Raw genomic sequence first — 22,181 nt, forward strand, 5'->3', positions numbered from 1 at the left:
GGAACCAGGAGTTGCAATGATGAAAGTTCTGCGCCCCACCAAGCTGATGGCCGCCGCCGCGGTGGCCTTCGGCATGCTCAGCTCGCCGCTGGCGCACGCTGCCAAGGACGTGACGTTCGCCGTCGCCATCGCGCTGGAAACGCTCGACCCGTACAACACCAACAGCACGCTGAACCAGGCGGCCGGCAAGGCCTACTACGAAGGCCTGTTCGAGTTCGACAAGGACCTGAAGATCCAGAAGGTCCTGGCCACCGACTACTCCGTCAGCGAAGACGGCCTGGTCTACACCTTCAAGCTGCGTCCCGGCGTGAAGTTCCATGACGGCACCGATTTCAACGCCGAAGCCGTCAAGATCAACTTCGACCGTCCGTCCAATCCGGACAACCGTCTGTCGCGCTACATCCAGTTCAGCGTCATCGACAAGACCGAAGTCGTCGACCCGATGACCGTCAAGATCACGCTGAAGAAGCCGTTCTCGGCTTTCATCAACGCGCTGGCCCACCCGGCCGCCATGATGATCTCGCCCGCCGCCCTGGCCAAGTACGGCAAGGAAATCGGCTTCCACCCCGTGGGCACCGGCCCCTTCGAATTCGTCGAATGGAAACCGGCTGAATACCTGAAGGTCAAGAAGTTCGACGGCTACTGGAAGAAGGGCTATCCCAAGGTCGATACCCTGACGTTCCGCACCGTTACGGACAACAACACCCGCGCCGCCGTGGTGCAGACGGGCGAGGCGCAGTTCGCCTTCCCGGTGCCGTACGAGCAGGCCGCCGTGCTGCAAAAGAACGACAAGCTGGACGTGGTCGACCACAAGAACTCGATCATGGCCCGCTACCTGTCGATGAACACGCAGCAGAAGCCCTTCGACAACGTCAAGGTGCGTGAAGCCGTCAACTACGCCATCAACAAGGAAGCCCTGGCCAAGGTCGCTTTCTCGGGCTATGCCAGCATCGTCGACGGCGTCGTGCCGAAGGGCGTGGAATACGCCTACAAGACCGGTCCGTGGCCGTACGACATCAAGAAGGCCAAGGCCCTGCTGGCCGAAGCCGGTTATCCGAACGGCTTCGAGAGCCAGCTGTGGTCCGCCTATAACGACGGCACCTCGGTGAAGGTCGTCCAGTTCCTGCAGCAGCAGCTGGCGCAGGTCGGCATCAAGGTGTCGGTCGAAGTGCTGGAATCGGGCCAGCGCGTGCAGCGCGTCCAGCAGGTGCAGAAGCCTGAAGACGCCAAGGTCCGCATGTACTACGCCGGCTGGTCGTCCTCGACCGGCGAAGCCGACTGGGGCTTGCGTCCGCTGCTGTCCACCGCCGCTTTCCCGCCGGTGCTGAACAACGTGTCGTACTACTCGAACAAGTCGGTCGACGACGGCATCCAGCAGGCCCTGGCCACGACGGATCCCGCCAAGAAGACGGAAATCTACAAGAACGTCCAGGAAACCATCTGGAAGGACGCTCCGTGGGCCTTCCTGGTGACCGCCAACAACCTGTACGTGAAGTCGAAGAACCTGTCGGGCGTGTACGTTGAGCCGGACACCTCGTTCTGGTTCGGCGATATCGACCTGAAGCAGTAAACCTAGCAGCAACCCCCGGGGCCGCGAGGCCCCACAGTAAGGCCGCATACGGCGGGGACACGGTGTCCCCGCCGATGTCGCAGGAATTTCAATGCTGACCTATATCGTCAAACGTCTTTTGGGCATGATCCCCACGCTGCTATTGGTGGCCGTGGTCGTGTTCCTGTTCGTGCACATGCTTCCGGGCGATCCGGCTCGTCTGGCCGCTGGCCAGGAAGCCGACCAGGCGACCGTCGAACTCGTGCGCAAGGAACTCGGGCTGGACCTGCCCCTGCCGCAGCAGTTCGTGCGCTACTTCAGCCACATGCTGCAAGGCGACCTCGGCACCTCGCTGCGCACCAAGCGCCCCGTGTCGACGGAAATCGCGGACCGCTTCATGCCCACGCTGTGGCTCACTGTCGCCAGCATGGTCTGGTCGGTGGTATTCGGCATGGTCATCGGGATCGTGTCCGCCGTGTGGCGCAACCGCTGGCCCGACCGCCTCGGCATGACGCTGGCGGTGTCCGGCATCTCGTTTCCCGCCTTCGCGCTGGGGATGATGCTGATGCAGGTGTTCTCGGTGAACCTGGGCTGGCTGCCGACCGTGGGCGCCTCCAGCTGGAAGCACTACATCCTGCCGTCCATTACGCTCGGCGCCGCCGTCGCCGCGGTGATGGCCCGCTTTACCCGCGCCTCTTTCGTGGAAGTCATCCAGGAAGACTTCGTGCGCACCGCCCGCGCCAAGGGGCTGACGGAGCGCCGCGTGGTGATCAAGCACGCCCTGCGCAATGCGCTGATCCCCGTGGTCACCATGATGGGCCTGCAGTTCGGCTTCCTGCTGGGCGGCTCGATCGTGGTCGAAACCGTGTTCAACTGGCCCGGCCTCGGCCGCCTGCTGGTGGACGCCGTGACCCAGCGCGACTATCCGGTGATCCAGGGCCTTGTGCTGCTGTTTTCGCTGGAATTCATCCTGATCAACCTGATTGTCGACGTGCTCTACGGCGTCATCAATCCCAGCATCCGTTACAAGTGAGGCGGCCATGAGCAATACGACACCCGCCGCGACCGTCGCCGCCGCGCCCAAGAACGACGTGCGCACGCCCGCCACCGAATTCTGGCGCAAATTCAAGAAGCAGAAGCTCGCCGTCGGCGCGGGCATCTTCGTCCTGCTGCTGGTCTTCATCGCGATCTTCGCGCCGTGGATCGTGCCGTTCGACGCCGAGAACTTCTTCGACTACGACGCCCTGAACGCCGGGCCCTCCGCGACCCACTGGCTGGGCGTGGATTCGCTGGGCCGCGATATCTTCAGCCGCATCATCATGGGCGCGCGCATTTCGCTGGCCGCGGGCTTCCTGTCGGTCGCCATGGGCGCCATCGTCGGCACGTTCATGGGCCTGATGGCGGGCTATTACGAGGGCTGGTGGGAACGCATCACGATGCGCATCTCCGACGTGCTGCTGGCGTTTCCCGGCATGCTGCTGGCGATCGGCGTGGTCGCCATCCTGGGTTCCAGCATGGTCAACGTGATCGTGGCCGTGGCCGTGTTCAGCGTGCCGGCGTTCGCCCGCCTGGTGCGCGGCAATACGCTGTCGATCAAGCAGATGACCTACGTCGAGGCCGTCAAGAGCGTAGGCGCGTCCGACTGGACCATCATCATGCGCCACATCCTGCCCGGTACGATCTCGCCCATCGTGGTGTACGGCACGATGCGCATCGGCACCTCCATCATCACCGCGGCCAGCCTGTCGTTCCTGGGCATGGGCGCATCGCCTCCCACCCCGGAGTGGGGCGCGATGCTGAACGAGGCCCGCGCCGACATGGTGATCGCGCCGCACGTGGCGATTTTCCCGGCCCTGGCCATCTTCTTCACCGTGCTGGCGTTCAACCTGTTGGGCGACGGCCTGCGCGACGCGCTCGATCCGAAGATCGACCGCAAGTAACCCCACGCCGCCGTCCGTCGCCGCGGAAAGCGCGCCGTCCTGGCGCGCGCATGCGGCACCGGGCGGCGGCGTTTTGCATTCTGGAGCGTGGCGACACGCAGTGAATATGGACAAACAAGCGCAGGACATCCCCCGCATCGGCGTCCTCCCTCCCGGGCCGCTGGATTCCATCTGCGACGTGGACGGCGTCACCGTCGGCCACCACACCCTGGCCGAGGGCGCCTTGCAGACCGGCGTGACGGTCGTGCGCCCGCACGGCGGCGATCCCTATCTGGACAAGGTGCCGGCGGCCGTCACCGTGTTGAACGGCTTCGGCAAGAGCACGGGGCTCGTTCAGGTGCAGGAGCTCGGCGTGCTGGAAACGCCCATCGCCCTGACCAATACCTTCGGCGTGGGCACGGTGGCAAATGCGCAGATCCGGTCCGCGGTCGCTGCCAACCCCGGCATCGGGCGCGGCATGGCCACCGTCAATCCGCTGGTTTTCGAGTGCAACGACGGCTACCTGAACGACATCCAGGCGCTGGCGGTGCAGGAATCGCACTACGCGGCCGCGCTGGCCGGCGCCAGCGCGCGCTTCGAGCAGGGCGCCGTCGGGGCGGGGCGGGGCATGTCTTGCTTCTCCTTCAAGGGGGGCATCGGTTCCGCGTCCCGCGTGGCGTGCGCCGAGCCGGGCGTGGCGTACACGGTCGGAGCGCTGGTGCTGGCCAATTTCGGCCGCCTGCCCAACCTGACCGTGGCGGGCCGGCCATTCGGCCGCCGGCTGGCGCAACGCCTGGACGGCGGGCTGGCGCAGGCGGGAGAGAACGCCGCCATCGTTCCCGAAAAAGGGTCCATCATTTTGCTGCTGGCCACCGACGCGCCGCTGGACTCGCGCCAATTGCGCCGCCTGTCGCTGCGCGCCGGCGCGGGCCTGGCGCGCACCGGTTCGGTCTTCGGCCACGGCAGCGGCGATATCGCGCTGGCGTTCTCCACCGCCTACACGGTGCCGCAGCTGGCCGAGCAGCCCATGCCCGCGGTCGCCATGCTGCACGAGGCCCGCATCGACCCGCTGTTCGAGGCCGCGGCGGAAGCCTGCGAACAGGCCATCATTGCCGCGCTGTGGCGGGCCGAGTCCGTGACGGGCCGTGACGGCCATCGCCGCGCGGCCATCCGGGACGCCGCGCCCGACTGGCGCGACTGGCTGGCGCGCACGGAATTCTGACATCCATCGAAGGCACTCCCCATGAAGATCCTCATTTCCACCGATATCGAAGGCGTCGCCGGCGTCTTCCATTCCGAACAGGTCCGCGCCGGCAACGGCGAGTACGAGCGCGCCCGCGCCTGGATGACCGCCGAGGCCAATGCAGCCGTGCAGGGCGCGATCGCCGGCGGCGCCGAAGAGATCCTGGTCAACGACTCGCATGGCGGCTTCCGCAACCTGCTGCCCGACGGCCTGGACGAGCGCGCCCGCCTGGTGCTGGGCAAACCGCGCTACCTGGGCATGATGGGCGGGCTGGAAGAGGGCTGCGACGCCGTCTTCATGATCGGCTACCACTCGCGTTCGCAAGGCCGCGGCATCCTGGCCCACACGATCAACAGCTTTGCGTTCGCCCGCGTGTTCATCAACGGCATGGAGCTGGGCGAGGCCGGGCTGTACGGCGCGCTGGCCGGAGAGATGGGCGTGCCCGTCATTCTGGGCACGGGCGATGACGCGTTCATCTCGGAAACCCGCGATATCTTCCCCGGCGCCGAATGGGTGCAGACCAAGGTCGCTCATGGCCAGGGCAGCGGCGTCACGCTGTCGCCGGCCGCTTCGCGCCGCGCGATCGCCGCCGCGGCCGAAACTGCCGTGCGGAACTTGAAGAAAGCCGTTCCTTTCCGCATTCCCGCCCCTATAGAATGCCGGTTGCAGACGCAAAGCTCGGCGCTGGCCGACCTGTTCTGCATGTGGCCCACGCTGGAACGCGTGGACGGCGTGACCTTGCGATTCACCACGGATAGTATGCAGTCCGCCGTCCGCACGCTGAACAGCCTGGCCGCCATGTCTTTCATGTTGCGCTAAGGATCCCACCCCCATGTCTAGCACCGACGCCCGTATCGCCCAATTGCGGCAGGCCATGAGCCGCCGCGGCCTGTCCGCCTATGTCGTTCCGTCTTCGGATCCGCATCTGTCCGAATACCTGCCGGCGCGCTGGCAGGGGCGGCGGTGGCTGTCGGGCTTCACGGGGTCGGTGGGCACGCTGGTGGTTACGGCCTGCTTTGCCGGCCTGTGGGTGGACAGCCGCTATTGGGTGCAGGCCGAAGCGCAATTGGCCGGCACGGGCGTGCAGCTGATGAAGATCGCCCTGGCGACGACTCCGGGCCACGTGGACTGGCTGGCCGCCAATACCAAGGCGGGCGACGTCATCGGCGTGGACGGGCAGGTGCTGGGCCTGGGCGCCTTCCGCGCCTTGTCCGCTGCCGCCGCAAGCGCGGGCGCCGCGCTCGAGATCCGCGAAGATCTGCTGGACGAGGTCTGGCCGGATCGCGCCGGCCTGCCCGGCGCCAGGATCTACGAACACGTCGCCCCCGACGCCTGTGTCTCCCGCGCCGACAAGCTGGCGCAGGTACGCGAGGCGATGCGCGGGCATCGCGCGGACGTGCACTTCATCAGTACGCTGGATGACATCGCCTGGATCTTCAACCTGCGCGGCGCGGACGTGGACTACAACCCGGTGTTCGTCGGCCATGCGCTGGTCGGCCTGGACCATGCCACCTTGTTCGTGGCCGACGGCAAGATCGACGACGCCCTGCGCGCGGTCCTGGCCCGCGACGGCGTCGACGTGGCCGGCTATGCCCAGGCCGCGGACGCGCTGGCCTCGCTGGAACTGGACCAGACGCTGCTGATCGACCCGGCCCGCGTGACCTGCGGCGTGTTCCACGCCATGGATCCCGCCGTGCCGCGCGTCGAGGCCATCAACCCGTCCACGCTGCTGAAATCCAGGAAGACCGACGCCGAACTGGCCAATGTGCGCCAGGCCATGGCGCAGGACGGCGCGGCGCTGTGCGAGTTTTTCTCGTGGTTCGAAGAGGCGCTGGGCAACGAGGCCATCACCGAACTGACGATCGACGACCGGATCACCGCCGCCCGCGCGCGCCGGCCGGGCTATGTCTGCCCCAGCTTCGCCACCATCGCCGGTTTCAACGCCAACGGCGCGATGCCGCACTACCGCGCCACGCCGCAAGCGCACGCCGTCATCGAAGGCGACGGCTTGCTGCTGATCGATTCGGGCGGCCAGTATCTTGGCGGCACGACCGACATCACGCGCGTGGTGGCGGTGGGCACGCCCAACGCCGACCAGAAAGTGGATTTCACGCTGGTGCTCAAGGGCATGATCGCGCTGTCGCGCGCCTCGTTCCCGCGCGGCACGCCGTCGCCGATGCTGGACGCCATCGCGCGCGCTCCCATCTGGGAGGGCGGGGCGGAATACGGCCATGGCACGGGCCATGGCGTGGGCTACTTCCTGAACGTGCACGAAGGGCCGCAGGTGATCTCGTACCGCGCTGCGCCGGGGCCGCATACCGCAATGGAGCCGGGCATGATCACCTCTAACGAACCGGGCATCTATCGCCCGGGCCGCTGGGGCGTGCGCATCGAGAACCTCGTGGCCAACCGCGCGTGGCTGACCTCGGAGCTGGGCGAGTTCCTGTGCTTCGAGACGCTGACGCTGTGCCCGATCGACACCCGTTGCATCGAACCGTCGCTGTTGCGCGCGGATGAAACCGCGTGGCTCAACGACTATCACAAGACCGTGTTCGAGCGCCTGTCGCCGCTGGTGGACGGAGAGGCGCTGGCATGGCTGGAGCGCCGCACGGCGGCGATCTGACATCTGCGTCCGGACAATGAAAAAGGCCCCTCGGGGCCTTTTTCATTGTGCTATCTTCGCGATGCGGCCCTCCGGCCGCTCCGTTCAAGCCGGCGCGGCGTCCTGCTGCGCCTCGCGGCGCCGGTAGAACAGCCTGGCGCCGACGTGGCACCCCAGCGCCAGCAGGGCGCCGTAGGCCAGCAGCAGCACCACCGTCGTGGCGTTGGTTTCGGCGGCACGCACCAACTGGTTCCACGTCATGGCGCGGATGGCCAGGACGGCCAGGCCGATCCCGAGCGCCTGCGCCATCCAGAAAGCGAACGTCCCATGGGAGATGGCCCGGCCGAATCCGGCCGTGCCCAATGTTTGCGGCACGCGCTTCAGGCAGACCCACGCCGCCAGCGCCAGGATCAGGGCGGGCAGCACCCAGTAGCCCAAGGCGTACTCCAGCAGGTCCGTCGATTGCATGTACGACGTGAAGTAGCCGCCCAGTGCCAGCGCCGCATGCAGCTGCCACAGCAGCAGCGTCAGTGCGGCGATCCATGCCGCGTGGCGGGGCAGGTAGGAAGGCGCGCCCGAGGCGTCGCCTGGCTTGACGCTCCAGGCTGCGATGCGCACGGCCAGCCAACTGCCCACGATCGTGAGCAGGATGCCGCAAAGCTTGAGCGGCAGGCCCATTACCAGCATGCGGCCCGGGCCGTAAAAGCCGAAGGTGTTGTCCACCCATTCCTTGTAGGTGACGATGAGCGAATAGAAAGCATGCTGAAGCAGGGCCTGGGCGACGGAAATCAATACGAACAGGACCAGCGACAGCGCCAGCAGCACTGCCGTCATCCGGCCCGGGCGGTCGACGCCGCTCGCGCCGTGCCGGCGCAGCCAGCGCTGCGTGGTGCACCAGGTGACCAGGCCCACGAGGATGCAGCCGGCCGCAAGCTGCACGCCGGTGGTCGCCAGCATCTCGGGTCGCGCATATATCTCGCGCATTTGCGCGGCCATCGGCGAAGCGAGCAGCAGGTAGGCCTGGAGCAGCGCGGTGCCGAGCACCTGCAAGCCAATCGCGGCCATGGTCAGGCGCCAGGCCAGGGATTTTGGGGGGACGGGCGGGGTGTTCATGGGCGGCGGCGCTCCTTGTGGGATCCAAAATCGGGGACGACCATAGCACGAAGCCCCGGGCGCGATATTTCCATGCGCCGGCCGAGTGCAGCCAAATGTTACGCACTGGCTGCTAGGGGAAAACCCAAATAACCTCCGCCTCCCGGCTATAATCCAAATTTCCCGCACGCGCCCGCTCGTCCCGGGTGCTCATTACGATGACCAAATACGTATTTGTCACCGGCGGTGTGGTGTCTTCCCTGGGCAAGGGCATCGCCGCTGCGTCGCTTGCCGCCATCCTCGAGTCGCGTGGCCTGCAAGTCACCATGCTGAAGCTCGATCCGTACATCAACGTCGACCCGGGCACCATGAGCCCGTTCCAGCATGGCGAGGTTTTCGTCACCGAAGACGGCGCCGAAACCGATCTGGACCTCGGCCACTACGAGCGTTTCATTTCCGCTCGCATGCACAAGGTGAACAACTTCACCACCGGCCAGATCTATGAATCCGTGCTCCGCAAGGAACGCCGCGGCGACTACCTGGGCAAGACCGTCCAGGTCATTCCCCACATCACGAACGAAATCCAGGACTTCATCGCCCGCGGCGCTGACGCCGCCTGGAACGGCAACACGGACGTTGCCATCGTCGAAATCGGCGGCACGGTGGGCGACATCGAATCCCTGCCGTTCCTGGAAGCCGCGCGCCAGATGAGCCTGCGCATGGGCCGCAACAACGCGGCCTTCGTGCACCTGACGCTGGTTCCTTTCATCGCCTCCGCCGGCGAACTGAAGACCAAGCCCACGCAGCATTCTGTCCAGAAACTGCGCGAAATCGGCATCTACCCGAACGCGCTGCTGTGTCGCGCCGATCGCCGCATCCCGGACGACGAGCGCGCCAAGATCTCGATGTTCTCCAACGTGCCCCTGGACGCGGTCGTTTCCGTCTGGGACGCCGATTCGATCTACAAGATCCCGGCCATGCTGCACAAGCAGGGCGTGGACAACATCGTCTGCGAAGCGCTGGGCCTGACCCCGCCGCCGGCCGACCTGTCCATGTGGGACAACCTGGTCGAAGCGCTGGAGCATCCCCAGCACCAGGTCACCATCGGCATGGTCGGCAAGTACGTCGACCTGACCGAGTCGTACAAGTCGCTGACGGAAGCCCTGGTCCACGCCGGCATCCATACGCGCTCGAAGATCAACATCGAATACATCGATTCCGAAGACATCGAGACCCGCGGCACCGACCAGCTCAAGCACCTGGACGCCATCCTGGTCCCGGGCGGCTTCGGCAAGCGCGGCACCGAGGGCAAGATCGCCGCCATCCGCTACGCCCGCGAGAACGGCGTGCCGTACCTGGGCATCTGCCTGGGCATGCAGCTGGCCGTCATCGAATTCGCGCGCCACGTCGCCGGCCTGGGCGGCGCCAACAGCACGGAATTCGATCCGTCCGCCCCGCATCCGGTGGTGGCCCTGATCACCGAGTGGATGGATCGCGAAGGCAAGGTCGAAAAGCGCGACAACTCCTCTGACCTCGGCGGCACGATGCGCAAGGGCGCGCAGCGCGTTCCGATCAAGGCAGGCACTCGCGCACAGGCCATCTACGGCGACGAAGTCAACGAACGCCATCGCCACCGTTACGAAGTCAACAACGTCTACGTGCCCCGCCTCGAAGAGGCCGGCATGGTGATCAGCGCCCGCACGCCGACCGAAAACCTGCCGGAAATGATGGAATTGCCCAATCACCCGTGGTTCGTGGGCGTGCAGTTCCACCCGGAATTCACGTCCACCCCGCGTGACGGCCACCCGTTGTTCTCCAGCTATATCCGCGCCGCCATCGAGCAGAAGGCTCGCCGCGGCCAGGAGGCGTAATGGGCGCCTGCGGTCTCGAGTTCCGTAAGCGGATCTTCGGGACCGCGGGCCCGCTCCCCAGCGCCGCCCTGTACGGCGGCGCTTCTTTCGGATACAACCGATTAGCATCGGATATGCGTCGCCGGGCCGCCTTGCGCGACACTGGCGGCGTCGCCGTATCCGGCGTCAGACCGAAACCAACGCAACTGTCCTGAAGGAACCCCATGAGTGCTTACCTCATCGCCGACGTCACAGTGACCAAGCCTGCGCAGTACGAGGATTACAAGCGTCTGTCCACGCTCGCCATGCGGGCGTACGATGCGAAGATCCTGGTGCGCGGCGGCGAATCCCAGCACCTTGAGGGCCGTAAGGCTGGCCGCACCGTCGTCATGGAGTTTCCCTCCATGGCCGCTGCCCAGTCCTTCTACGACTCCTGGCAGTACCGCCGTGCCCGCAACGCCCGCGAAGGCGCGGCCGTCATGAATATGTTTATCGTTCAGGGAATGTAAAGTCATGAGTGCAATCGTCGATATCATCGGCCGCGAGATTCTGGATTCGCGCGGCAACCCCACCGTGGAATGCGATGTGCTGCTGGAATCCGGCGCCATGGGCCGCGCGGCCGTGCCGTCGGGCGCTTCCACCGGCGCCCGCGAAGCCATCGAACTGCGCGACGGCGACAAGGGCCGTTATCTGGGCAAGGGCGTGCTGCGCGCTGTCGAGAACCTGAATACGGAAATCTCGGAAGCCCTGATGGGCCTGGACGCCCAGGAACAGACCTTCGTCGATCGCACCCTGATCGAGCTGGACGGCACCGAATCCAAGGAACGCCTGGGCGCCAACGCCATCCTGGCGGCCAGCATGGCCGTGGCCCGCGCCGCCGCCGACGAATCCGGCCTGTCCCTGTATCGCTATTTCGGCGGCAGCGGCCCCATGAGCATGCCCGTGCCGATGATGAACGTCATCAACGGCGGCGCGCACGCCAACAACACGCTCGACCTCCAGGAACTGATGATCCTGCCGGTGGGCGCGGGCAGCTTCCGTGAAGCCTTGCGCTGGGGCGCCGAAGTCTTCCACATGCTCAAGAAGCTGATCCACGGCCAGGGCATGTCCACGGCAGTGGGCGACGAGGGCGGTTTCGCGCCCAACGTGCCCAGCCATGAAGCCGCCATCCAGCTGATCCTGAAGGCCATTACCGAAGCCGGCTACGAGCCGGGCTCGCAGATCGCCCTGGGCCTGGACTGCGCCAGCTCCGAGTTCTACCGCGACGGCAAGTACACGCTGGCCGGTGAAGGCGGCATTTCGCTGTCCTCGCAGGAATTCACCAACCTGCTGGCTACCTGGTGCGACAAGTACCCGATCATCTCCATCGAAGACGGCATGGCCGAAAACGATTGGGAAGGCTGGAAGCTGCTGACCGATCAACTGGGCAAGAAGGTGCAACTGGTGGGCGACGACCTGTTCGTCACCAACACCAAGATCCTGCGCGAAGGCATCCAGAAGGGTGTCGCCAACTCGATCCTCATCAAGATCAACCAGATCGGCACGCTGACCGAGACCTTCGCCGCCATCGAAATGGCCAAGCGCGCCGGTTACACCGCCGTCGTGTCGCACCGTTCGGGCGAAACCGAAGACTCGACCATCGCCGATATCGCCGTGGCGACCAACGCCATGCAGATCAAGACGGGTTCGCTGTCCCGTTCGGACCGCATGGCCAAGTACAACCAGCTGCTGCGCATCGAGGAAGAGCTGGCTGAAGTGGCGTCGTATCCTGGCCTGGAAGCTTTCTACAACCTGCGTTGATGAGAAGCGCGGCCCGGGGTGCCAGCCCGGGGCCGCATCCACGCCACGACTGCTGAGGGTTCCCGCGTATGCGCCTGTTGTTCCTGGTGCTGTTCGTGCTGCTAGGCCTGATCCAATACCCGCTCTGGCTGGGTAAGGGCGGCTGGTTCAAGGTCTGGGATCTGCAACGCCAGGTGGCGGAGCAGCGCGAGACCAATGAAGGCCTGCGCGCGCGCAATGCAGCGCTCGAAGCGGAAGTGCGCGATCTGGAAGGCGGGACTGGCGCCATCGAGGAGCGGGCCCGCGGTGAATTGGGCATGATGCGCGAAGGCGAAGTGTTCGTGCATATCCTGCCGCAGAACACGCAGCCGCCCGCTGGCGGAGCCTCCCTGGCGGCGGATCCCGCTGCCAAACCCGCCGTTCCCGCGCGCGCCAGCGCGCCGGTGCACAAGCCCGCCAATCAGGTGAACGCCCGGCACTGACCGCCGCCAGCGTTCCCGCCCTACATTCCGTTCCGATCAACCGCAGCGCACGCTGCGGCACTCGCCGTACACGATGCCGGCGGGGTGACGCGCCCTGCGCGCCCATTCGGCAGGGTGCGACTGCATTTCCATTTCCAGTTCGACCCGCAGGGGCAGCAGGCCCCGGGCCTGCGCATGGCCGGCGTAGCTGTCGGTGTTGCGCCCCAGGAGCCCCAGCAAGGCCCGCAGGGGCGGCAGCAGCGGCTTGTGCAGATAGGTCAGCCGAAGCTTCAGCGTATTGGCCTGGAAGATGCTCTGCCCGCCGGGCGGGGGAGGCCGGCGCGCGTGTTGCAGGTCCTGGTAGTCGTTGTCGATCGCGCGCAGGCCCGCGGCGGCGGCGATGTGCAGGCCCGGCCGGGCATGATCGCGGAAGGAGCGCTCGTCGGGAAGCAGCACCTCGATGCGCCAGGGGGGCGTTCCGGCAATGGCGGCGAGTTCGGCCAGGCGGCTCGCCTGACGGCGCCGGGCGTCCGCCAGGCCCTGAGCAGAGGCGTCGCGCGGCAATAGGGCTTGCAGAAAGGACGTGCGCATGCGCGCCGGGTCGCCGTGGGTGGTGGCTCCGGCCCGCGCCGCCTCTATCAGCGCCAAATGAATCATCTGGCGCGTGCCCTGCCAGTGGGCGGCTTCCAGCGCCAGCAGGCCCAGCAGCAGCACGATCGCGGCCGCGACCGCGAACTCGATGGCGGCGGCGCCGCTTTGCCGGCGGAGAGGTAGGACAAGAAAAAAAGCGGTCATGGCTGCGCAGTCTGGCGCAGGCATGACCGCCTGTCGATGAGGACAATCCGGTGTGATGGAAGCGTCGCGGCGGCGAGGCCGCCCGCGCCTCAGTGCACGGTGGGGGGCGCGTCCACCGCGGGAGGCGAGTTCGAGGAAAACAGGGCGGCGCAATCGACGGCGTCGAATTTGTACGGCTTGCCGCAGAAATCGCAGGACACGTCCACGTCGCCGCGTTCAGCGAGGATGTCCTGGACTTCTTCCTCGCCCAGCGAGCGCAGCATGTTGGCCACGCGCTCGCGGGTGCAGGGGCAGTGCCAGCGCACCTCCAGCGGGTCGAAGGCGACCAGGGTTTCTTCCCAGAACAGGCGATGGACCAGCGTGTCGATCTCGGTGGCCAGCAGTTCGTCGCGCTTCAGGGTGCCGACCAGCGCGCAGATGCGTTCCCAGGTCTCGGCGGCATCCTGTTCGGTCAGCACCGGCGCATCCGACCCGCCATGGCGCGGCAGGCGCTGGATGAGCGTGCCGGCGGCATGGTTGGCGTCGGCAGCCAGCCACAGCCGGGTGTCCAGCTGTTCGGAGGCTTTCATGTAGTGCTGCAGCGCTTCGGCTACGGTGCTGCCTTCCAGGGGAACGATACCCTGGTAGGCCTGCTGGCCGGGCAGCTTGCGCTGCGAGTCCAGTACCACGATGAAACGGCCGTTGCCGCCCGGATTGAGCAGGCTTTGCATATCGCCGTCGGTGGGCACCTCGTGCCCTTCGCGCATCTTGACGGTGGCGCGCAGGCTGAGGTCATGGCGGCATTCCACCACCAGCAGGGCGATGGGGCCGTCGCCCTGGATCTGCAGCACCAGCGAGCCGTCGAACTTGATGTTGGCGGCCAGAAGGGTGGACGCCGCCACCAGTTCGCCCAGCAGGTTGGTGATGGCGGGCGGGTAGTCGTGGTTGGCCTGCACGGCCTTCCAGGTCGCCTCGAGGCGCACGGCCTGGATGCGGACGCTGCGGTCTTCGGTAAGGTATTTTTTGAGCTGATCGGTCATAGAGGAATGTTAGCCGATCAGGCAGGCCAAATTCCCCTGCTGACAGCAGGGGTTGGGGCGCCGCCGGGGAGGGTTCAGCCGATCCGCTTGAGGGCGGTCTTGTAGTGTTGGCCGCGCGCCACGTAATGGGCGGTGTTCTTGTGCAGGTTGGCGATTTCCTCGTCCGAGAGCTCGCGGACGATCTTGCCGATGCCGATGACCAGGGAGTTATCCGGGATGATGCGGTCTTCGGGAATGATGGCGCCGGCGCCGATCAGGCAGTTGCGCCCGATGACCGCGTTGTTCAGCACAATGGCCTGCATTCCTACCAGCGCGCCTTCGTGGATGGTGCAGCCGTGCAGCATGGCCTGGTGGCCCACCGTTACATAGGGGCCGATGGTCATGGGACAGCCGTCATCCACGTGCAGCACGCTGCCTTCCTGGATATTGGTGCCCTGGCGGATCAGGATGGCGTCGTTGTCGCCCCGGATCGACACGTTCGACCAGATGCTGACACCGGCCTCCAGCGTGACGTTGCCGATGATGTCGGCGCTGTCGGCCACGTAGGCCGCGGGGTCGATGCGGGGGATCAGGTCGTCGAGCTGGTAGATGGGCATGCCTTTGGTCTCCGGTTGCGGCGTCAGGCCTGCGGGGCCGGCGGCGCGTCTGTATCGCCTGCGGCGCGGGCGAGGTCTTCTTCGCGCTGGCGCAGGATGCGGCGTTGGATTTTACCGGTGGTCGTCATGGGCAGCTCGTCGACGAATTCGATCTCCTTCGGGTACTCGTAGGGGGCCAGGCGCTCGCGCACGTGTTCCTGCAGGTTCTCGATGATGTCGTTGCGGTCGCGCTGCGCGAATTCCGGGGTCAGCACCACGTAGGCTTTGACCAGGGCGCCGCGCTCGGCATCCGGCTTGGGCACGACCGCCGCGTTGGCGACCGCCGGGTGCCCCACCAGGCAGCTTTCGATCTCTCCGGGGCCGATCCGGTAGCCGGCCGACTTGAACACGTCGTCCGCCCTGCCCGCGTACCAGAGGTAGCCGTCGGCATCTACCGTCGCCAGGTCGCCCGTCAGGCACCAGTCGCCCTTGAATTTGGCCTGGGTGGCGGCTTCGTTGCGCCAGTAGCCCAGGAACATCACGGGATCCGGGTAGCCGTGGATGTCGAGCCGGTTGACGGCGATCTCGCCGGTGCCGCCGGGGGCCACGGGATTGCCGTCGTCATCCAGCACGGCGACGTTGTGGCCCGGGTACGGGCGGCCCATGCTGCCGGGCTTGGCGGGCCAGCGCTTCTGGCTGTTGCCCACCACGTAGTTCATTTCGGTCTGGCCGAACATCTCGTTGGGCGTCACGCCCAGCGCGGACTGGCACCAGTCGAACACGCTTTCGCCCACGCTTTCGCCCGCGCTCATGACGGCGCGCAGCGCCAGCTGGTAGCGGTTGCGGGGATCCGGCACCGCCTTCATCATCATCTTCAGCGCGGTGGGGAACAGGAAGGTATTGGTGACCTGGTAGCGCTCCATGAGTTCGAACGCGCGCTCGACGGAAAAGCGGCCGCGCGTGCCGACGATGGCGTGCCCGAAGTAGAGCGTGGGCAACAGGGCGTCCATCATGCCGCCCGTCCAGGCCCAGTCGGCGGGCGACCAGAACACGTCCCCGGGCTTGGGGAACCAGTCCTGCGAGGCCACGAACCCCGGCAGGTTGCCGATCAACACGCTGTGCGGCAGCAGCGCGCCCTTGGGCGCGCCGGTGGTGCCGGAGGTGTAGAGCAGGATGGCCGGATCCGACGAACGGGTCGGGACGGCCTTGAATTCGCTGGGCTGGCGGGCCAGCAGGCTGCGCCAGGGCAGCACGCGTTCGTCCGCAAAGCCGATGCCGATGATTTGCTGCAGGGCGGGGCAGTCGTCGCTGATCGACAGCAGGTTCGCGCTGGAGGCGTAGTCCACGATCGCGACCCGGGCTTCGGCGTCGCGCAGGCGGCTTTCCAGGGCTTCGGGGCCGAATAGCGCCGACAGCGGCAGCACCACGGCGCCCACGCTGTAGATGGCCATGTGGGCAACGACGGTTTCGGGACGTTGCCCTAAAACCACACCAACCCGGTCGCCGCGGCCCACGCCCATTTTGATCAGGCCGTTCGCCAGCTGGTTGACCGCTTCCGCCAGGCGAGCGTAGGTCCAGACCTCGCGGTTGCCGGATTCGTCTTCATAGTAGATGGCGATGCGCCGCGCATCCGGACTGCTGGATGCCCAGCGGTGGCAGCACGCTTCCGCGATGTTGAACTGGGTGGGTACCAGCCAGCGGAATGATTGGTAGAGCGCCTGATATTGGTCGTTCATGGCCCTATGTTGTGAGCATGTTGCAGCGTGAACGGGTCAGATCGCCCGTTGCCCCAGATGCAAGCATGACCTAGAGGGCCGTGAACTGCAACATCCCCGTTGCGTAACGGGGACGCATACGGGTTATCACGGATGTTTGCCCTGGCGGCGCAATGCGGAGGGCAGAGCGGGCAGGGTCAGGGAGCGGGGCGGACGGGGGCCCGGGTCGGCCCGGCGCTCGGCCTGGATTGCGGCCCAGTCCAGGAGCTGGAGCTGGCCGTCGTGGGTTTCACCCAAGGCCGACAGGCTCTCCACCCAGTCGCCGTCGTTGCAGTAGAGGATCCCGCCCACGTCCCGCAGCTCGGCCTTGTGGATGTGGCCGCAGACCACGCCGTCCAGGCCGCGGCGCCGGGCCTCGCCCGCCAGCGTCTCCTCGAAATCGGTAATGAAGGACACGGCGTTCTTGACCTTGTGCTTCAGGTATTGGGACAGGGACCAGTAGTGGAGCCCCAGGCGATGGCGCAGCCGATTGAAATGGTGGTTGATCCACAGCGCCAGCTGGTAGAGGCCGTCGCCCAGGTGGGCCAGCCAGCGGCTGTGCTGGATCACGCCGTCGAACTGGTCGCCATGCAGCACCAGCAGGCGCAAGCCCTTGGCCGTGACGTGCACGTCCTCGTCGAGGATTTCTATGTCGCCGAAGGCGTAGCCGGCGAATTCGCGCGCGAACTCGTCGTGGTTGCCGGGGATGAAGACGACCCGGGTACCGTTGCGCGCCTTGCGCAGGATGCGCTGGATGACGTCATTGTGGGCGCGGGGCCAGTGCCAGTGCTTGCGCAGCTGCCAGCCGTCGACGATGTCGCCCACCAGGTACAGGGTGTCCGAATCGTTGTGGTCCAGGAAGTCGAGCAGGAATTCCGCCTTGCACCCGGCGGTGCCCAGGTGAATATCGGAAATCCAGAGGGCGCGCCAGTGCGCAGGGTGGATTTCGTTCACGGTCGCGTCCCCAAGGGCTGTGGTCATTCCTGGGAATGAAACCACCCGGCGATGACCGGAATATGAAGGCGCCGTGACGCTGTTGTGACGGCGCGCCCGGCCGTTCAGCGGCGCACGGCGCTCAGCATGTCATGGACGTCGTGCGCCATGATGGCCAGGATGCAGACCAGCGCCAGGTAAGCGCAGGTATAGGTCACCTTGCTTTCGAGCGTGGTGCCGTAATAGGCCTGGTTCTCCGGTAGCGAGGGATCGTACCGGAAGGCGCGCACGACGTTGGGAAAGGCCAGCACTGCCACCAGGATCAGGATGGGGCTGGGACGCCAGAAGAACAGGGCGATCAGGATCGGCACGCCAGCCAGCCAGATGCGGGGCGACAGCACCGCCGTGATGCGGCCGCCGTCGAACGGCGACAGCGGGATCAGGTTGAACAGATTGATGAAGAAGCCCGCGTAGGACAAGGCGAGCAGCAGGTCGCTGCCCGTCTCGCGCGCGGCGAAATAGCAGGCCAGGGAGGCCACCGTGCCGGCGAAGGGGCCGCCCAGGCCCACGTAGGCTTCGGTATCCGCGTCATGCGGCAGGCGCTTCAGCTGGATCCACGCGCCGACGAACGGGATGAAGACGGGGGCGCCCACGTCCAGCCCGCGCCGGCGCGCCGCGACGTAGTGCCCCATTTCATGCACGAGCAGCAGCAGCACGAAGCCGGCGGCATAGCGCCAGCCGAAGATGAAGGCATAGGCCGCCACCGACAGCAGCATGGTGCCGCCGGTGGCCAGCAGCTTGCCGAACTTCAGGTACTTGAAACCGGAAAACAGCAGCAGAAGCAGTTTCATGGGCAGGCAATCAGGATTGCTGCTGGCCGGCCTTCTTGGCGCGCAGGCGCTTCCAGAGGCCGCCGCCCAGGGCCGCCGCCGCCAGGATGCCGACCTTGGCGAACTTGGCCAGGAAGGCGGCGATCACGGCGAACAGGCCCAGTTTCTTGGCCGCCACGCCGGCCACCAGCGCGGCCAGCCCATATTCGGCCACTTTGTCGGTCGACGAATTGAAGTCGGCGTAGCGCTTGCCTTCCACGTAGTTCAGGTTGTCCAGCAGGGTCAGCACGGCAGCCTTGTCGTTGGGCACCCTGTTTTTCTGCGTGATCAGGTCCAGCGTGATGTAGCCGTCGCGGCCCAGGGCGTAGGTGTTGTAGTTGACGGTGGGGTTTTCGTTGGCGCCATCGCCCTTGTGTTTGACGGCGACCGACCACACCAGGCGTTGCGTGTTGCTGTCGTACTTGGGCGCTTCGACCCAGCCGTCCATGGTCAGTTCGGGGAAGCCGAGCTTCTTGCGCTCTTCGTTGGACTGTTCCGTGCCGTCGCGCAGGCTGTCCAGCAATTCCTCGACGTTCCAATTCTTGGCGTCGTCGTCCTTGATATAGCCGGCCTTGTCGAAATTGACGGTGATGACCCAATCGTCATCGTCGCTCTTGGGCATCACCAGGCCCAGCAGGGAGGGATCCTTGCCATTGCCGTGGGCGGCCATCAGGCGGTCGGCCTGGAGGCGCGGAACGAAGAACATGGATTCCGGCAGGCGCACCACGGCCTGGTCGCCCAGCTTGACGTCGGCAGGCCCTTCCTGGGCGGCCGCGTAAGCGGCTTTCGTGGCGGCCTCGATTTCCTCCTGGGCGGCGGCGTTCTGCGCGTATGCGCCAGCGGGCAGCAGGAACAGCGCGCTGGCGGCGGCCAGCGCAAAACGGGAAAGGAAAGCGCGCATGATCATTCTGAGGCGTTTGAAAAAGGGGCCTCATTGTCTTTGCGGTCGACTTTCAACTTTCTGAAAGCAAGCGGCGATTTCGCCGCTCGATGTTGCCGTTTGTCTCAGGATGTATTTGGGAGGGCTGGCGCGCCGGATCCGGGCTTACCGGGCCTTCTTGCGCTGCGGCGCGTTGCGCAGCCGCGTGCCCAGGATGCGGTCGTGCAGGAACTGCCCGTCCGGATCGAACCAGGACCAGATGAAAATGGCAAAGGGCGCGGCCACGATGAACATGTCCATGGATGGCCAGCCGGTGGCGGTGGCGGCGACCCACACCAGCCCCGCGCCGGCCAGCACCAGCGGCCAGGCCAGGACGTACCGCAGGATGAGGCGGGGAGTGGACGGCGTATTGCCGTCGCGGTCGACCAGCCGGATGTTCCAGGTCTTCATGGGCAGGGTTTGGCCGCGGCGGCGCCAGCAGAGCACGAAGTACGCGCCGATCGCGAGGAACAGCCAGGCCTGCCGGGCCGGACGCAGCTCCAGCGCGTTCTTGCTCTGGGTGAGGGTGTCCATCAGGTAGCCGGCAAGGAAAACCACACCGAACAGCAGCACGGCTTCATACATCATGCAGGCGAATCGGCGCAGCCGATTGGGGGTCTGGTCGAGATGGGCGTCGGTCATGGACGCGTATTATGCCCGGGAATGGCAGCGTGCCATGCCTGGGGCGCGCGGGTCCACGGGTTCGAGCTCCAGTGCCTTCCCTTCAGATTCCCTCGGGCTTATCGACTCCCCGCGCGCCCCAGTCCCCCGCCGTGTCCGGCTCGGTCGGCGTTGATTCTCGATCGCCGGGGAGGGCGGTGTGCTTAGGATTCTTGCGGCGGGATGTTGTGACGCAGAAGTTCTTGCGGGGCCCGCCCCAGGCCGGCCGCGCGGGCGGCCTTGTGGGGCTTACGCCATGTCTTGCCGTCGTGGATATAGGGACAAAAAAAACCCGCCGGTAAGGGCGGGTCTATAAAAGGGGCTATGCAGCCCCCAAGGGGAAAACTTTTCAGGCCCAGTGGCCTGGGGCGTCCAGCTTAGGCAGCGGAGTGCGCGTTCTTGGCGCTCGTCTTGCCGGCCAGGGCCTTGATGCCGTGGGCCAGCTTACGCAGCCCGGCGGCCAGCGCCCGCATCGGGTGCGGACGGAATTGTTCTTCAATCGCCTGGAGCATCAGTTGACGCTCGAGTTCGTCGGTCAGGCGGATGGTGTTGTTCGGGTTGATCACAATAGCCTCCACGGGCTTGCACAGTTGTTTAGCTACTAGGGATAACCCGAATTATAGGGTTAACCCTGAACATGTGCAAGGGGCCGGTGCATATTGGCAACACCTTGGTTCGATGATGCCCCAAAACCGCGCGGCGGGGCACCATAAGCAAAGATACGTGCACCATGTTGCGGCGCTTTTACAACGCGCCGCAAGGCATGGTGCTCAGGCGTCGCGATAGCCGGCCGCGACCAGCTCGAAACCGAACAGGCGGCAGTCCAGCGAGCCGTTGTGCAGGGGCACCCGGCGCTTGGGCTTTAAGCGCATCTGGTTGGGCAGCGTCAGGTCGCTGGTGATGGCGTGCAATTGCCAGCCGGCGAAATTGCGCTTGAGGCAGGCCGCCCAGTCGCGCCAGAGGTCCGGATCCTGTTCCGTCCCCATGCGTTCGCCATAGGGCGGGTTGGTGACGATCCAGCCATGGTCGGCGGGCGCCGTGATTTCCCGGGCATCGCCGATCTCGAAACGGATCGAATCCTGCGTCAGCCAGGCGCGCTCGGCGTTGTTGCGGGCGAACTCGATCGCTTGCGGGTCCAGGTCGTAGCCGACGAGCGGCGCGTCCAGCTGGGGCAGGATACGCGAGCGGGCGTCGTCCTTCAGGTCGCGCCAGCGATAGGCGTCGTGGCCGCGCAGGCGCTCGAAGCCGAAGGGGCGCGAGATGCCCGGGGGCACGCCCAGGGCGATCCAGGCGCCCTCGATGAGGATGGTGCCCGAGCCGCAGAATGGGTCCAGCAGCGGGGCCGCCGGGTCCCAGCCCGCCAGCGCCAGCATGCCGGCGGCCAGGTTCTCGCGCAGCGGCGCCTCGCCCTTGTCCAGGCGCCAGCCGCGCTTGAACAGGGATTCACCCGAGGTGTCCAGGTACAGCGTGGCGGTGTGCCCGGTCAGGAACAGGTGCACGCGGGCGTCCGGCCGCACCGTGTCGATGCTGGGGCGTTCGCCTTCCAGGTCGCGCAGGCGGTCGCAGATGCCGTCCTTGGCGCGCAGATTGCAGTACTGCAGGCTTTGCACCGGGCTCTTGATGGCCGAGGTGTCCACGCGCAGGGTCTGCTCGGCGCCGAACCAGCGTTCCCAGGGGGTGTCACGGGCCAGGTCCAGGATGTCGTCTTCGTGCGAGATCTCGGCGTGCGCGACCTGCACCAGGATGCGGGTCGCCAGGCGCGAATACAGGTTGGCGCGCTGCACGCCCGACCAATCGGCGGTGAAGGCGCAGCCGGCGCGGCCGGCCTGCGCGTCGTCGAAGCCCAGCGCCTGCATTTCCGCCGTCAGCGCCTCTTCCAGTCCCTGGGGGCAGGGGGCGAAAATGGGGAACACTTCGGCCTGGCGCGGTTCACGCGGGCGGCGGCTGCGGGTTTCCACGATGGGCGCGCGTTCGGGCGCTTCAGCGAATTCCGCCGCGCGCGCGGCCTCGGATTCCGCCAGGTATTCCGGCGCGGGGCCGTCGTCTTCGAAGGGGTCGTAGAAGCGCCCGGCCGGGGTGGCGGGCGCAATGTATTGGTCGTCCAGGCGCGGCGCGCGCTGCGGGGCGCGGCCGGAGCGCGAGCCGGGCGCGGCGTCGCGGCG

The 22,181-nt window shown here is 66.3% G+C and carries 21 protein-coding genes; 10 read left to right on the forward strand and 11 right to left on the reverse strand.

Annotated features, from left to right (window positions below; all coding sequences use genetic code 11):
- Window positions 1-16 precede the first annotated feature (16 nt).
- The 6 genes from gsiB (at window position 17) to AGI3411_RS05740 (ending at window position 7,334) form a co-directional block, all read left to right on the forward strand.
- Window positions 17-1,570, forward strand: a complete 1,554-nt coding sequence (gene gsiB / locus AGI3411_RS05715; RefSeq protein ID WP_129526421.1) for a glutathione ABC transporter substrate-binding protein GsiB — start codon at window positions 17-19, stop codon at window positions 1,568-1,570.
- 91 nt (window positions 1,571-1,661) lie between these two features.
- On the forward strand, window positions 1,662-2,582 hold the full coding sequence (gsiC, locus tag AGI3411_RS05720) for a glutathione ABC transporter permease GsiC (protein ID WP_129526422.1): 921 nt from the start codon (window positions 1,662-1,664) through the stop codon (window positions 2,580-2,582).
- Between the two features lie 7 nt (window positions 2,583-2,589).
- Window positions 2,590-3,489 (forward strand): glutathione ABC transporter permease GsiD, encoded by a 900-nt coding sequence (gene gsiD, locus AGI3411_RS05725; RefSeq protein ID WP_129526423.1) that lies wholly within the window; start codon window positions 2,590-2,592, stop codon window positions 3,487-3,489.
- A gap of 106 nt (window positions 3,490-3,595) precedes the next feature.
- Complete coding sequence (locus AGI3411_RS05730; protein ID WP_129526424.1) at window positions 3,596-4,690, forward strand: DmpA family aminopeptidase; 1,095 nt, start codon at window positions 3,596-3,598, stop codon at window positions 4,688-4,690.
- 21 nt (window positions 4,691-4,711) lie between these two features.
- The gene (locus AGI3411_RS05735; protein ID WP_129526425.1) at window positions 4,712-5,530 is read left to right on the forward strand and encodes a M55 family metallopeptidase; all 819 of its coding nucleotides are present in this window, start codon (window positions 4,712-4,714) and stop codon (window positions 5,528-5,530) included.
- A 13-nt stretch (window positions 5,531-5,543) separates the two neighbouring features.
- Window positions 5,544-7,334, forward strand: a complete 1,791-nt coding sequence (locus AGI3411_RS05740) for an aminopeptidase P family protein (protein WP_129526426.1) — start codon at window positions 5,544-5,546, stop codon at window positions 7,332-7,334.
- An 84-nt stretch (window positions 7,335-7,418) separates the two neighbouring features.
- Here AGI3411_RS05740 and AGI3411_RS05745 read toward each other — a convergent pair whose 3' ends face one another.
- On the reverse strand, window positions 7,419-8,426 hold the full coding sequence (locus tag AGI3411_RS05745; protein ID WP_129526427.1) for a hypothetical protein: 1,008 nt from the start codon (window positions 8,424-8,426) through the stop codon (window positions 7,419-7,421).
- 197 nt (window positions 8,427-8,623) lie between these two features.
- On the opposite strand from AGI3411_RS05745, the gene AGI3411_RS05750 reads away from it, so the two are divergent.
- From AGI3411_RS05750 to ftsB, 4 genes are all read left to right on the forward strand, one after another.
- Window positions 8,624-10,276, forward strand: coding sequence for a CTP synthase (locus tag AGI3411_RS05750; protein WP_129526428.1), 1,653 nt, complete (start codon window positions 8,624-8,626; stop codon window positions 10,274-10,276).
- A 203-nt stretch (window positions 10,277-10,479) separates the two neighbouring features.
- Window positions 10,480-10,764, forward strand: coding sequence for a DUF1330 domain-containing protein (locus AGI3411_RS05760; RefSeq protein ID WP_129526430.1), 285 nt, complete (start codon window positions 10,480-10,482; stop codon window positions 10,762-10,764).
- A 4-nt stretch (window positions 10,765-10,768) separates the two neighbouring features.
- On the forward strand, window positions 10,769-12,055 hold the full coding sequence (gene eno / locus AGI3411_RS05765) for a phosphopyruvate hydratase (RefSeq protein WP_129526431.1): 1,287 nt from the start codon (window positions 10,769-10,771) through the stop codon (window positions 12,053-12,055).
- A gap of 68 nt (window positions 12,056-12,123) precedes the next feature.
- Window positions 12,124-12,516 (forward strand): cell division protein FtsB, encoded by a 393-nt coding sequence (ftsB, locus tag AGI3411_RS05770; protein ID WP_129526432.1) that lies wholly within the window; start codon window positions 12,124-12,126, stop codon window positions 12,514-12,516.
- 36 nt (window positions 12,517-12,552) lie between these two features.
- On the opposite strand, the gene AGI3411_RS05775 is transcribed toward ftsB, so the two are convergent.
- The 10 genes from AGI3411_RS05775 to AGI3411_RS05820 form a co-directional block, all read right to left on the reverse strand.
- Window positions 12,553-13,290, reverse strand: a complete 738-nt coding sequence (locus tag AGI3411_RS05775; RefSeq protein ID WP_165359073.1) for a TadE/TadG family type IV pilus assembly protein — start codon at window positions 13,288-13,290, stop codon at window positions 12,553-12,555.
- An 89-nt stretch (window positions 13,291-13,379) separates the two neighbouring features.
- Window positions 13,380-14,309, reverse strand: a complete 930-nt coding sequence (gene hslO, locus AGI3411_RS05780; protein ID WP_129526434.1) for an Hsp33 family molecular chaperone HslO — start codon at window positions 14,307-14,309, stop codon at window positions 13,380-13,382.
- A 74-nt stretch (window positions 14,310-14,383) separates the two neighbouring features.
- Window positions 14,384-14,905, reverse strand: coding sequence for a gamma carbonic anhydrase family protein (locus AGI3411_RS05785; protein ID WP_129526435.1), 522 nt, complete (start codon window positions 14,903-14,905; stop codon window positions 14,384-14,386).
- Window positions 14,906-14,928: 23 nt separating this feature from the next.
- Window positions 14,929-16,620 carry an acetate--CoA ligase gene (locus AGI3411_RS05790; RefSeq protein ID WP_129526436.1) on the reverse strand — a complete coding sequence of 564 codons (1,692 nt, stop codon included), beginning with the start codon at window positions 16,618-16,620 and terminating at the stop codon, window positions 14,929-14,931.
- Window positions 16,621-16,746: 126 nt separating this feature from the next.
- Window positions 16,747-17,619, reverse strand: coding sequence for a UDP-2,3-diacylglucosamine diphosphatase (locus AGI3411_RS05795; protein ID WP_129526437.1), 873 nt, complete (start codon window positions 17,617-17,619; stop codon window positions 16,747-16,749).
- A gap of 77 nt (window positions 17,620-17,696) precedes the next feature.
- Window positions 17,697-18,422 carry a site-2 protease family protein gene (locus tag AGI3411_RS05800; protein WP_129526438.1) on the reverse strand — a complete coding sequence of 242 codons (726 nt, stop codon included), beginning with the start codon at window positions 18,420-18,422 and terminating at the stop codon, window positions 17,697-17,699.
- Between the two features lie 10 nt (window positions 18,423-18,432).
- Window positions 18,433-19,341 (reverse strand): DUF2167 domain-containing protein, encoded by a 909-nt coding sequence (locus tag AGI3411_RS05805; protein ID WP_129526439.1) that lies wholly within the window; start codon window positions 19,339-19,341, stop codon window positions 18,433-18,435.
- Window positions 19,342-19,485: 144 nt separating this feature from the next.
- On the reverse strand, window positions 19,486-20,001 hold the full coding sequence (locus AGI3411_RS05810) for an RDD family protein (RefSeq protein WP_129526440.1): 516 nt from the start codon (window positions 19,999-20,001) through the stop codon (window positions 19,486-19,488).
- 395 nt (window positions 20,002-20,396) lie between these two features.
- Window positions 20,397-20,585: a hypothetical protein gene (locus AGI3411_RS05815; RefSeq protein ID WP_008161862.1), complete on the reverse strand. Its 189-nt coding sequence runs from the start codon at window positions 20,583-20,585 to the stop codon at window positions 20,397-20,399.
- A gap of 204 nt (window positions 20,586-20,789) precedes the next feature.
- Entirely contained in the window at window positions 20,790-22,124 is a 1,335-nt protein-coding gene (locus AGI3411_RS05820) for a THUMP domain-containing class I SAM-dependent RNA methyltransferase (RefSeq protein ID WP_129526455.1), read from the reverse strand.
- Window positions 22,125-22,181: the final 57 nt, after the last annotated feature.

It is taken from the genome of Achromobacter agilis, assembly GCF_900496965.1.
GTDB lineage: Bacteria > Pseudomonadota > Gammaproteobacteria > Burkholderiales > Burkholderiaceae_B > Achromobacter > Achromobacter agilis.